Below are 13,256 nucleotides of genomic sequence, written 5' to 3' on the forward strand. Positions count from 1 at the left end.
GATTGTTCGCATGTTATTCGATGACTTCGTGATAGGATAAAACTCCTTCATTCGAGACCACCGTCACTTCCCCTGATTGTGGCTTCAAATCAAAGCCGTCTGCCTCAAAAAATCGTCTCACGCACACGATGCTCTGCCCGGGATAGTTAGCCCTGTTTGTCTTCCCGCGTCGATCCCTGAAGTGCCTTCCGACTCAACGTCGGTGTTCTATACTTAAGTGTTATTCCGGCAGCTGTTAAATCCCCGATGCCTCACGCCCATCTTGAGAGAACGTTTCTGAACTGATTTCGCAACTGCTCCTGCGCGTTCATGTCGCATCAGAGCAACGCTATGAAAATGAATCCCAAAGGGTGGCTGAGCCGCTCTCTGCCCCTGACCCAAGCTCCCGATCTCGTCCCGCTCCTGGCCAACGATCCTGCCGGTGAAAATAGTCTTCGTGCAGAACTCTTTTCCTCAGCCCAAATGGAACGCTTTGGCAAAAAGCTCGCCCGCTCGCATAAATTATCGCCTGATAAATTGCCGTATTATCTTCTCAAGCGCCTGAGCGACAACGAAGCCATCATCACGCAAAACTGCTACACGCTGAATGCCGGCAAAAAGGCAAGCATCATGCCCGCCGGGGAATGGCTGCTGGATAATTATTACCTGATAGAGGAGCAAATTCGCCTCGTCCGGCAACACCTGCCGAAAAACTTCGGCAAAGGCCTGCCTGCGCTGGCTTCACCGCATAATTGCCCTCGCATTTATGATATTGCAGCCGAAGCGATCGCCCACGGAGACGGGCGCTGGGACGCCGCCAGCCTGACCATTTACATCCGCGCCTACCAGCAACACACACAGCTGACCTTAGGAGAAGTCTGGGCGCTCCCTGGCATGATGCGCCTGGCGTTAATTGAAAACCTGCGCCGCGTCAGCATCGATGTGGTGAAAGCGCAGCAGGAACGCAACCTGGCCGATAGCTGGGTGACGCGCATTTTTGACTGTGCAGAAGAGGCCCCTGCCGATGTGATTATGGTGATTGCCGATATGGCGCGCTCGCGCCCCCCGCTCAGCAGCGCGTTTGTCGCTGAAATGGTGCGTCGTCTTCAGGGACGCAGCAACATGCTGGCGCTACCGCTTACCTGGATTGAGCAACGTCTTGCAGAACAGGGCGTCACTACCGATGCGCTCATTCATCGTTTCAATCAACAGTTGGCGACCGGTCAGATTTCGGTGAGCAATAGCATTGCCGGATTGCGGTTATTAAGTGATACCAACTGGGCGGATTTCGCAGAAGCAATGAGCGTGGTGGAGCAAACGCTGCGCCTCGACCCGGCGGGAGTCTATCCGCTGATGCATTTTGATACCCGTGACCACTATCGCCATGTGATTGAAATTCTTGCCCGAGGTAGCCGCACCAGTGAGCCTGAGGTCGCCCAACACGTTTTGACCCTCGCAACGCAAAACGCGCCGGAGACCCCAGGCCATCACATTGGCTATTGGCTGATGGGCGACGGACGTCAGCAGCTCGAAATGGAGCTGGCGGCGGACACGTCGCGCTTTATTCGCCTGCGTCATAGTTTCAACCAAATCCCTCTGCTTTCCTGGCTTGGCAGCCTGAGTCTTCTGACGACGGCGACAACGGCAGCTATCATGCACGAAATGGCGCTGTCAGGCATCAGCGGGCTGCTTATGCTCCTGACGGTGCCGCTGGTCGTGGCGGTCAGCCAGCTGGTGAGCGATTTGCTCAGTGAAACGACCACCCGTTTTCGTCACCCGCGCCCGCTGCCACGCATGGATTTTTCAGCTGGGATCCCGCCGGAATCGGCGACCCTGGTGGTGATTCCGTGTCTGCTGACCAGCCCTGAAAACATCACCAAACTGCTTACCAGCCTGGAAATCTGCTGGCTGGGCAATCAGCACGAACATCTGCGTTTTGCGCTGCTGACCGACCTCACCGATTCCATCAGCCAAAACTCACTGGATAATCGCACCCTACTCGATCAGGCCATTGCGCAAACTCAGGTACTGAACCGGCGTTATCCGGCGAGCCGTCCGCGGTTTTATCTGTTGCATCGCGCCCCAGAGTGGAACCCACCGCAGGGCGTCTGGATGGGATATGAGCGTAAACGTGGCAAACTGGCGCTACTGAACAGCTGGTTACGCCATCCCACCGCACAGTTCTCCAGCGCAATGGACCTGACTGCTGAACAACTCCCTGAACGCATCAAATACGTTATAACCCTCGACAGTGATACCGTTCTGCCGCGCGAAACGGCGCACAAGCTGGTCGCTACGATGGCGCATCCGCTCAACCGGCCCGAATACGACCCCGCACGTCAGCGCGTGGTGAAAGGCTACGGTATTTTGCAGCCGGGGCTGGCGGAAGAAATGCCGCGCAACGGGCAAGGCCGCTATGCCGCCCTGTGCAGCAGTATTCCGGGTAACAACCCTTATTCGATGATGTCTTCCGATATCTATCAGGATTTGTTTGGCGAAGGATCATTCGTCGGCAAAGGGATTTATGACGTCGATGTCTTTGTACAGGCCACCGCCAACACCTGCCCTGAAAACCTGGTCCTCAGTCATGATTTACTGGAAGGATGCTATGCCCGATCCGGGTTATTGAGCGAAGTCTTATTGTATGAACAGTACCCAAATAACTATTTATCGGATGTGGCACGGCGTACGCGCTGGATCCGTGGCGATTGGCAATTGCTCAACTGGCTTAAACCGCGGGTGCGAAAAGCGGATGGCAGTCACGACAAAAACCCGTTATCCGCCCTCTCTTACTGGAAACTTCTGGATAACCTGCGCCGCAGCCTGGTAGCCCCGTCTTTATTGGCGCTACTGTTTTGTACCCTGATATGGGTGCCAAACCCGCTGTACTGGCTGGGCGTGCTGGCGACGGTGTGGCTGATGCCCACGGCGCTGGCGGTCACTCACGACCTTCTGCGTAAACCTGCCCGTCGTCTGTTAACGCAGCACCTGCTGCTGGTGGTGGCTGGGGCGTTGAAACGTCTTTCCCGCGTCGGACTGAATTTCATCACCCTGCCGCACGAGGCCGGGTATTCGCTGTACGCCATAGCCGTAACACTGTGGCGGCTGGGCTTTAGTAAGCGCAATCTCAGCCAGTGGGTCAGTTTCAGCCCGGATAATACGCTATTCAAAACCTCCCCCATCCGTTTTTACCGGGCGATGTGGCTCAACGTCGTCGCCGGCGTGGCATTAACGGGGCTCACCGCGTACGTTGCGCCGTGGCTCTCGACCGTTGCACTGCCCATTGGCATTGTCTGGTGCCTGGCACCACTGCTGTTGAGCTGGCTGAGCCGCCAGCCTGCACGTAAAACGTTTTCACCTAACAAAGAACAAAAACAGCTGTTGCGCCAGACCAGCCGTGAAATCTGGGCCTTTTTTGAAACCTTTGCCAACGCCAAAGAAAACTGGCTACCGCCGGATAACTATCAGGAAATACCGCAGCCCACGATTGCGCACCGAACCTCACCGACCAATATTGGCTTGTCGCTGATGGCTAACCTGACCGCCTGGGATTTTGGCTATCTGCCGATTGGCGACGTGTTGCAACGCATCACGCTAACCCTCGATTCGCTCGATAAAATGGAGCATTTCCGCGGGCATTTGTATAACTGGTATGACACTCGCACCCTTGCCCCGCTAAGTCCGCGCTATGTCTCCAGCGTCGACAGCGGCAATATGGCTGGGCATTTACTGACCCTGCGCGAAGGGCTGTCGGCCATGCGTAATCAGCCAATATTAAACGCCGTACAGGTGCTGGCAGGGATAGACGATACGCTGGTTATTCTCGAGAAACACTGGGGCCAGAGCACTCCGACCGCGCTGCGATTGCTGCGTCAGCATTGCCACAGCGCCGCCCTTCTGCCACCGAATGAGCTGTTTACCGAACTCAAATGGATGCGCAGCCAAAGCAACCATTTGCACGCCTTGTGCAATCATGAAAACTCAGTGGTGGTGCGCTGGATTGAACATCTTCAGCATCAGCTGGTCCTGCTGTGCCACGAATGGACACATCTGCTCAGTTGGTTAACCTCAACGTATGACGCGCAGACGCTGCCGTCATTGTGCTGGCTGGCGCAGGCAAAGCATACCGGCGAAGGCTCACCTCCGGCCTCCGCCATCTCGCTGGCCCGTATGCGCCTGGACATCATTACCGAGCTCGAACAGCGCCTGAATGAGCATGCGCAAATGGATTTCACTTTCCTGTACAGCGAAGTGACCAATCTCCTCAGCATCGGCTACAACTGCGACAGCAATATGGCGGATAAAAGCCATTATGACCTGCTGCCGTCCGAAATTCGGCTGACCAGTTTCCTTGCCATCGCCACCAATCAACTGCCGCTCAAAAGCTGGTTCGCGCTCGGGCGTCTTTTCACCACTATTGATAACGAAACCGCGCTGATGTCGTGGAGTGGTTCGATGTTTGAATATCTGATGCCAAACCTGGTGATGCCAACCTGGCCGGGCTGTTTGCTGGATGAAATGAGTCAGTCGGCGGTCATGCGCCAGATAGACTGGGGCAAAGAGCGCGGGGTGCCGTGGGGCGTGTCCGAGTCGGGCTACCATGCATTTGATGTTCAGCAGAATTACCAGTATCAGGCCTTTGGCGTGCCCGGCCTCGGGCTGCGGCGCGGGCTGGCCGATGACATGGTGGTTGCACCGTACGCCACGCTGTTGGCGTTGATGATTTCACCGCAAAAAGCCTGTGAAAACCTGACCCGCCTGGAGAAAATCGGCGCGCGAGGTGAATACGGTTTTTATGAAGCGCTGGACTACACGCCGTCGCGTCTCGCCACCGGGCAGCTGTATGCTGTGGTGCAATCGTGGATGGCGCACCATCAGGGCATGGCGTTTCAGGCGCTGGCGCACGTGTTGCTCGACGCGCCAATGGTCGACAGATTTATGGCCAGCACCGCGTTTCAGTCGGCGAGTCTGCTGCTGCAAGAGCGTGTGCCGGATGCGGTCGATCTCTACAGCCCTCGTCGTCATTTTGAGTCCCATGAAGGCCGGGTTAAACCCGTGCGCTACGAGCCACGTATATTTACCGGGGCGGACAGCCTGGTGCCCGAAGTTCAGTTGCTGTCCAACAGCCATTATCACCTGATGATGACCCATACCGGCGGCAGCTATAGCCGCTGGAATGATCTGGCCCTTACCCGCTGGCGTAGCGATACCACCCGCGATAACTGGGGGGCATTCTGCTATATCCGCGATACGCAAACCGGCGAGCTGTTGAGCAACAGCTGGCAGCCGGTCGGCGATATCGACAGCAACGACGAAATTATCTTTACCGAATCGGGCGCAGAATACAGGCGCACTATCGGTAACCTGAGCATCAAAACGCAGATTGTGGTGTCGCCGGAAGATGATATTGAACTGCGCCGCATCACGTTGCTGCACCGTGGCCGTCAGCCGCGTCCCCTCGAACTGACGACCTATGCCGAAGTGGTGCTGGCCCCTGCCACCAGCGACCAGGCGCACCCGGCGTTCAGTAATCTATTTATCCAGACGGAGTTGATTGCCGCGCAGAATGCCATTTTGTGCCACCGTCGACCTCGCTCGCCGGATGAAAAAATCCCATGGCTGTTCCACATGATGGTGGTACATGGTGACAACCAGAGCGAAGCGTCGTTCGAAACCGATCGGGCGAATTTCCTCGGGCGCGGCAATGGCCCGGCGAATGCGCTGGCAGCCCATCAAAGCGGGCCGCTCAGCAACACCTCCGGTTCAGTGCTGGATCCGATGCTGGCTATCCGCCAGACCATCACTCTGCAACCAGGCCAGCCCGTCATCGTCGATATCGTCTATGGCGTGAGTGACAACCGCCAGCAAAGCCTGGCGCTTCTGGAAAAATACCGCGATCACCCGATCGCCGATCGCGTCTTCGAACTCGCCTGGTCGCACAGTCTGGTGGTATTGCGTCAAATCAACGCCAACGAAGATGACGCCGCGCTGTTTAACCGCCTTGCCAGCGCCATTGTCTACCCGTGTCAGGAACTGCGCGCCGACAGTCGCGATATCAGCCGCAACCGTCGCGGACAGTCCGGCCTTTGGGGCTGGTCAATTTCTGGCGATCTGCCGATCGTGTTGCTCACCATCACTAACGAGGAAAGTATTCTCTCCGTCACCACCCTGATTCAGGCGCACCGGTACTGGCGACTGAAAGGGCTGGCGGTGGATTTGGTTATCCTCAATAACAGCCCCGGTGGTTATCAGCAGGGACTGCAAAACACGATAATGGATTTGATTTACGCCGGGTCAGAAGCCAGCCAGCTGGATAAATCCGGCGGGATTTTTGTGCGCAACGGCGAGCACCTTTCGGCTGAAGACAAACTGCTGTTGATGAGCGTAGCGCATCTGTTTCTTGATGACCGATCGGGCGGTCTGAATGAACAGCTCGATCAACGTATTCACACTTTAAAAGCGCTACCGAGGCCGTTCGTGCCGCACGTTAGCCCGGGTGACAACCTGCATATTCCGTGGTCGCCCGACACCCGTCAGCTTCTGCATTTCAACGGTCACGGTGGTTTTTCGCAGGATGGTCGCGAATACCAGATTGTGCTCCGGGAGAATCAACCGACGCCCGCGCCGTGGTCAAACGTGCTGGCTAATGCCCGTTTCGGCAGCGTGTTGTCTGAGGCGGGCCAGGCCTATAGCTGGTATGAGAACGCGCATGAATACCGACTCACACCGTGGGAAAACGATCCGATCAGCGATCGCAGCGGCGAGGTATTTTATCTGCGTGACGAAGAGAGCGGTGCGTACTGGTCTCCGACTACGTTGCCGGTGCGCGGCGAGGGCGATTATCTCTCTCGCCATGGGTTTGGCTACAGCGTATTCGCCCATCGCGAGAGCGGCATCGACAGCGAACTGACCATTCTGGTGGCCGAAGAAGCCCCGGTCAAACTGGCTATTTTGACGCTCAGTAACAACTCCGGTCGCCCGCGTAAACTCTCAGTCACCGGTTTTGTGGAATGGACCCTTGCTGAGTCGCGCGCGCGCTCTACCCTCCATATCGTCACCCATGAAGCCAGCGTGAGCGGCGGCTGCGCGGTCATGGCAAATAACTTTTATGGGGCGGATGGCGGCGGTCGCACGGCCTTTTTTGCCGTCAGCGGTGCGCATTGCTCGCTGACGGGCGATCGGCGTGAATTTATCGGACGGAACGGTTCTCTGGAAAAACCGGCCGCGATGAATTTGCGCTGGCTGTCGAATAAAACCGGGGCCGGACTCGATCCCTGTGGCGCGGTACAGTCTGCGACCACGCTCATCGATGGCGACCAGACGACGTTTATTTTTGTGCTCGGCGTGGGTGAAGATCAGGCCCAGGTTCAGGCGCTGCTTAGCCGCTATCTCAATGAAGATGCAGCTCGTAATGAACTGAACCAGGTCCACCGGATGTGGCACAACCTGCTGGATAAACTGGTCGTCAACACGCCGGATACCAGCGTGAATTTACTGGTCAACGGCTGGCTGCTGTATCAGACCATCGCCTGTCGCCTGCTGGCGCGCAGCGGCTACTACCAGTCCGGGGGGGCATTTGGCTTCCGCGATCAGCTACAGGATACGCTCGCCCTCAGCCATGCCGCGCCAGAACGGCTTCGCGAACAGATAGTGCTGTGCGCGTCCCGGCAGTTTATCGAGGGCGATGTCCAGCACTGGTGGCACCCGCCGCAGGGCAACGGCGTGCGCACCCGCTGTTCGGACGACTATCTCTGGCTGCCGCTGGCGGTCTGTCATTATGTGGAAACCACCGGCGACACCGGCATCCTCGAACAGCGTATTGCCTGGCTCGAGGGGCGTTCGCTGCAGGCAGGCGAAGAATCCGTGTACGAACAGCCGGTTATCAGCGCTCTCGAAGATACCCTGTGGCAACACTGCGTCAAAGCCCTTCAGCACGGCCTGCGTTTCGGTCAGCATGGCCTGCCGCTGATGGGCGCGGGGGACTGGAACGACGGCATGAATCGGGTGGGGATCGACGGCAAAGGTGAAAGCGTGTGGCTCGGATTCTTCCTGTTCGACGTATTAGAGCGCTTTGCCTCGTTGGCCGACAAGCGGCAGGACACCCGCATCAGCGAACTCTGCCGGACCGCAGCCACACGCTTGCAGAAGAGCCTGGAAACCTCTGGCTGGGATGGCGAATGGTACCGGCGCGGATATTTTGACGATGGCACTCCACTGGGTTCCAAAGCGTCGCAGGACTGCCGGATTGATGCAATTGCTCAAAGCTGGGCCGTGTTGTCTGGCGCCACAGGTCAGGAACGAAGCAGCCAGGCCATGAATGCGCTGGATAAACATCTGGTGGATGACGATGCGGGGCTGATTAAACTGCTTACTCCTCCGTTCGATGGGCATGGCCCGAACCCAGGCTACATTCAGGGGTATCTGCCGGGCGTGCGCGAAAACGGCGGGCAATACACCCACGGCGCCATCTGGGCGGTGATGGCTTTTGCACGCATGGGCAACACCGAGCGTGCCTGGCAGCTGTGGTCCCTAATCAACCCGGTGAATCACACGCTAACCACCAGCGCCATCGAGAAATATAAAGCCGAACCTTACGTGATGAGCGCCGATGTCTACAGCGTTGAGCCACATCGTGGGCGCGCGGGCTGGAGTTGGTATACAGGCTCCGCAGGTTGGGCTTACCGCTTGCTGACCGAGGAACTCCTGGGGATCAAACGTTACGCTTCAGCCTTCACGGTGCATGTCCAACTCCCGCAAGACTGGCCGAGGGTCAGCATGCGCTACCTGCAGGGCCAAAGTCAGTATCAGATAACCGTTTCACGTGATGGCGGACCGTATCGGGTTGTGCTGGATGGCGTTACGCTGCCGGACGACAGGATCCCACTCGTCGATGACGGGCAAAACCATACGGTGGAGATATTTCAGACATAACGCTGCTTCACCCGGGACACCGGTCATGTGAAGTGAGGCGGGGAAAAGGGAAACTATTTGATTCTCGGTGAGTTATGAACAACACTGCCAGAAACAACACAATAAAGCAGGATTGAGCATGTCTTCCACCCGACCACGCCAGCAGCGCGGCGCGTTTCCGCCTGGAACTCAACACTATGGCCGTTCATTGCTGGGCGCACCGCTGATCTGGTTCCCCGCCCCGCTCGCCGACCACAACAGCGGGCTGATTATTGCGGGCACCCACGGTGACGAAAACTCGTCCATCGTCACCCTTTCCTGCGCGCTGCGCACCCTGGCCCCTGACCTGCGACGTCATCACGTGGTGTTGACCGTTAACCCGGACGGTTGCCAGCTGGGGTTACGTGCCAACGCTAACGGGGTTGATCTCAACCGTAACTTTCCGGCCGCAAACTGGAAAGCCGGTGAAACGGTTTATCGCTGGAACAGTTCCGCAGAGAGCCGTGACGTGGTGCTGTTGACAGGGGATAACCCCGGCTCCGAACCGGAAACCGAAGCGCTGTGTCAACTGATCCACAAAATTCACCCGGCGTGGGTGGTGTCGTTCCACGATCCGCTGGCCTGTATTGAAGATCCGCAGCAAACGGTTCTGGGCCAATGGCTGGCAGACAGCTTTGAACTGCCGCTGGTGACAAGCGTTGGCTACGCGACGCCAGGCTCGTTTGGCAGCTGGTGTGCCGATCTCGGCCTGCACTGCATCACCGCGGAATTCCCGCCGATTTCATCCGATGAAGCGAGCGAAAAATATCTGGCGGCAATGACCGGCCTGCTGCACTGGCATCCGGAATTATCATCAACGCGATGAGATTTTTTTGAGTCATTTGCGGCGACGGATCAGCCAATAAAAAACCCGCATGGCCGGAGCAATGCGGGTTTTTTTACAAATCATCTGGTACGTCAGGCAAAATACAACCCAGCTACCACGATGAGGACAAGCACGACGGCAGCCACGGTATCAATCATCCGTTTCATCAGCTCGTCCTGCGTTGCGACGCTTTCGTCTTCCCACTCAATCATCTCAGCACCCTCAAATTTGTGACGGGCATATCCTAAACGCGCCTTGCGGATGCCGGATGATCGTTTTGTGCCGGATCCTGTTTATAAATAAATTAACGATTTCATAGGTAAAGCGTACCGGTGCCAAAGCGTAATGCGGGTTCGGCATCTATTGCCAGCCACGTCGGGCCATCGAGATCGGCAAAGCGCACCTTCGGCGTCAGCGGCAGTGCGGCGCTGATGGCGCGAGAGGTACACAACATACAGCCTAGCATCAGATCAAATCCCTGCAATTTGGCTTCCGTCGCCAGCGCCAGCGCTTCGGTTAAACCACCGGTTTTATCCAGTTTGATATTAATCATTTCATAGCGTCCGGCGAGTTTCGCCAGACTTTTACGGGTGTGACAGCTTTCATCAGCGCAAATCGGCAGCGGATGAATAAAGTTCGCCAGCGCACCATCCTCCCCTGCGGGTAACGGCTGTTCCAGCATCGCGACGTTCAAATCTGCCAGAAGCTGACAGCGTGAAGCCAGCCCATCGCTATGCCAGGACTCGTTGGCGTCGACAATCAGTGTGGCCTCCGGGACGGCTGCACGAATGGCGAACATTCTTTCGCTGATCAGATGGTCATCGAGCTTAACCTTTAACAACCGCGCGCCCTTATCCCACAGCGCCCTGGCGCTATTCGCCATCTGATCCGGTGTGCCAATCACCACGGTTTGCGCCGTTGTCACTTCGGAGGGTAATTCGCTGCCCGCTAAATCCGACAGCGAGCGCCCCGCTTTGCGCACGTCAATATCCCACAGCGCACAGTCTACGGCGTTGCGTGCCGCGCCCGCGGGCAGAAGCTGCTGCAAAGCGTCGCGCGTCAGTCCGGATTCAAGCTGTTCGCCAATACTGGCAATCTGCGCCATCACCGAGGCAATACTCTCGCCATAGCGCGGATAGGGAGTACATTCTCCTGTCCCTGTCACACCCTCTTCCTGGATTTCCACCACCACCACTTTCGCTTCGCTGCGGGCGCCGCGGGCGATGACGAATGGCGTATGCAGTGGCCAGGCTTCCTCGTACACTCTCAAACTTCTCATTCCCTGCCCCTCGATTTACCAGCACTAAAAGGATTTGCCGTGTTAACTGTTGATGTCATACACTAGCCGCGACGTTAACTATATGTAAACAGGAAGATAATCATGTCACAAACTGTGCATTTCCAGGGCAACCCCGTTTCCGTTCAGGGCTCCATTCCGCAGGCGGGCGCCAAAGCATCAGCATTCACTCTGGTCGCTAAGGATCTCTCCGACGTCGCACTGAGCCAGTTCGCTGGTAAACGTAAAGTGCTGAACATTTTCCCGAGCATTGATACCGGCGTATGCGCTGCATCCGTGCGTAAATTCAACCAGCTGGCAACCGAACTGAACAACACTGTCGTGCTGTGCATTTCTGCTGACCTGCCGTTCGCCCAGTCCCGCTTCTGCGGTGCAGAAGGCCTGAGCAACGTTGTTACCCTGTCCACCCTGCGTGCGCCAGAGTTCCTGCAGCAGTATGGTGTTGGCATCGCAGACGGCGCGTTGAAAGGCCTGTCTGCTCGCGCGGTCATCGTGCTTGATGAAAACGACAACGTGGTTCTGAGCGAGCTGGTGAACGAAATCACCAACGAGCCGGACTATGATGCTGCGCTGGAAGCACTGAAAGCCTGATAAAAAAATGCCGCCTTCATCACTGAAGGCGGCATCGCATTTACTCTTCGTTTTTCTTCTGACTTAAGCCATATTCCCGCAACTTATTCGCAATCGCCGTATGCGAAACGCCCAGGCGTTTGGCAAGCTTACGTGTGCTCGGATAGCTACGATAAAGCTGAGTCAGCACCGAACGCTCAAAGCGGCTGGTGATATCATCCAGCGAACCTTCCATCGCATCTTCTCCGACCGCCACCGTGGTGGTGTCGTAGTCCGGCAGTAAGATGTCCTGCGGGCGCAGCTCGTAACCGTCCAGCTGTGTCAGTGCACGGTATACGGCATTTTTCAACTGACGCACGTTGCCCGGCCAACCGTAGCGGGTCAGCACGGTGTTCAAATCAGCGGCCAGTTTCGGACGCGCAATCCCCTGCTCATCGGCAAAACGGGCCACAAACAGCTCCGTCAGCGGCATGATGTCCTGAGCCCGATCGCGCAGCGGCGGCAGGTTCAGGGTCAGCACGTTCAGACGATAATAGAGATCTTCGCGGAACAGCCCTTTCTGCACCAGTTCGACGAGGTTCTTCTGGGTGGCGCAAATCACCCGCACATCGACGTGAATTTCGTGGTCTTCACCGACGCGGCGGAACGTACCGTCATTCAGGAAACGCAACAGTTTGACCTGCATCCCCGGTGACATTTCACCGATTTCATCCAACAGCACCGAGCCGCCATTGGCCTGCTCAAAGAAGCCTTTTTTGCCTTCCGGCGCATGGCCGAACAGTTCGCTTTCGACCGCATCTTCCGGAATCGACGCGCAGTTCAGCGCCAGATACGGCTTCTGCGCACGCGGGCTTGCCAGATGACAGGCGTTCGCCAGCAAATCTTTCCCGGTGCCGGTGTCACCGACAATCAGCAGCGGCGCGCTCAACATCGCCAGCTTGCGGGCCTGCTCAACCACGTGACGCATTTTCGGGCTAACGGCGATAATCTGACTGAAGGCGCTGACGTCCTGGCTGGTCATGGTTTGCAGCTGACGGCCCATGCGTAATGTAGAACGCAGCATCACGACGGCCCCCATCAGAACGCGCGTGGCATTTTCGCCTTCCAGCGTGACCGGGGTAATTTCCAGTAGGAAGTTTTGCCCGTTGATCACCACGTGTTCTGCGTGGGACTCCATCGGGGTGTCATCCAGCCAGCGCTGGAAGTTGAAGCCGTTGATCAGTTGTGCGGCGTTGTGGCTGCGCAGTTTCTCCTGCGACTGACCGAACAACTGACAGCTCGCCGGGTTCGCCAGCTCGACTTTGCTTTTAGTGTCCAGCGACAGTACCGGCTCCGGCATCGCTTCCAGTAACGCGCTCAGCGCCAGATGTTCACGTTCCGACGGCATCCACGGCACAGTACGCACATCGGTCACGCCAGCGATGCGACGGATTTCCGCCATCAGGGTGCGGAAGCTGTCAAATTCCAGCTCCGCGAAATTAAGGTAAATTCGGCCAATGGGGTCGATGTCGATCCCGCGCAGGTCAATCCCACGCAGCACCAACAGATCGAGTAATTCACGGGTCAGACCAAGACGGTCCTCACAAAAGACTTCAAGACGCATGGGAGTATCACCCTCATAGCCAATAACGCATG

The 13,256-nt window shown here is 57.0% G+C and carries 5 protein-coding genes; 3 read left to right on the plus strand and 2 right to left on the minus strand.

Features of this window, described 5'->3' with window-relative positions:
- Positions 1-330: 330 nt before the first annotated feature.
- Positions 331-8,910 carry a glycoside hydrolase family 94 protein gene (locus MUU51_RS07565; RefSeq protein WP_258967511.1) on the plus strand — a complete coding sequence of 2,860 codons (8,580 nt, stop codon included), beginning with the start codon at positions 331-333 and terminating at the stop codon, positions 8,908-8,910.
- Positions 8,911-9,028: 118 nt separating this feature from the next.
- Positions 9,029-9,754, plus strand: a complete 726-nt coding sequence (mpaA, locus tag MUU51_RS07570) for a murein tripeptide amidase MpaA (protein ID WP_159774616.1) — start codon at positions 9,029-9,031, stop codon at positions 9,752-9,754.
- 313 nt (positions 9,755-10,067) lie between these two features.
- Here mpaA and ycjG read toward each other — a convergent pair whose 3' ends face one another.
- Positions 10,068-11,033, minus strand: a complete 966-nt coding sequence (gene ycjG / locus MUU51_RS07575) for an L-Ala-D/L-Glu epimerase (RefSeq protein ID WP_258967512.1) — start codon at positions 11,031-11,033, stop codon at positions 10,068-10,070.
- Positions 11,034-11,135: 102 nt separating this feature from the next.
- Between ycjG and tpx the strand changes: the two genes are divergently transcribed.
- Positions 11,136-11,642 carry a thiol peroxidase gene (tpx, locus tag MUU51_RS07580; protein ID WP_258967513.1) on the plus strand — a complete coding sequence of 169 codons (507 nt, stop codon included), beginning with the start codon at positions 11,136-11,138 and terminating at the stop codon, positions 11,640-11,642.
- Positions 11,643-11,682: 40 nt separating this feature from the next.
- Here the strand turns inward: tpx and tyrR are convergent, their stop codons facing one another.
- Positions 11,683-13,224: a transcriptional regulator TyrR gene (tyrR, locus tag MUU51_RS07585; RefSeq protein WP_258967514.1), complete on the minus strand. Its 1,542-nt coding sequence runs from the start codon at positions 13,222-13,224 to the stop codon at positions 11,683-11,685.
- Positions 13,225-13,256: the final 32 nt, after the last annotated feature.

The sequence above is a fragment of the Scandinavium manionii genome (assembly GCF_024764775.1).
GTDB lineage: Bacteria > Pseudomonadota > Gammaproteobacteria > Enterobacterales > Enterobacteriaceae > Scandinavium > Scandinavium manionii.

Bases quoted from the DNA above. Each gene is read 5' to 3' on its own strand.
- MUU51_RS07565 (WP_258967511.1), top strand. From the start codon at position 331: ATGAAAATGAATCCCAAAGGGTGGCTGAGCCGCTCTCTGCCCCTGACC.
- mpaA (WP_159774616.1), top strand. From the start codon at position 9,029: ATGTCTTCCACCCGACCACGCCAGCAGCGCGGCGCGTTTCCGCCTGGA.
- ycjG (WP_258967512.1), bottom strand. From the start codon at position 11,033: ATGAGAAGTTTGAGAGTGTACGAGGAAGCCTGGCCACTGCATACGCCA.
- tpx (WP_258967513.1), top strand. From the start codon at position 11,136: ATGTCACAAACTGTGCATTTCCAGGGCAACCCCGTTTCCGTTCAGGGC.
- tyrR (WP_258967514.1), bottom strand. From the start codon at position 13,224: ATGCGTCTTGAAGTCTTTTGTGAGGACCGTCTTGGTCTGACCCGTGAA.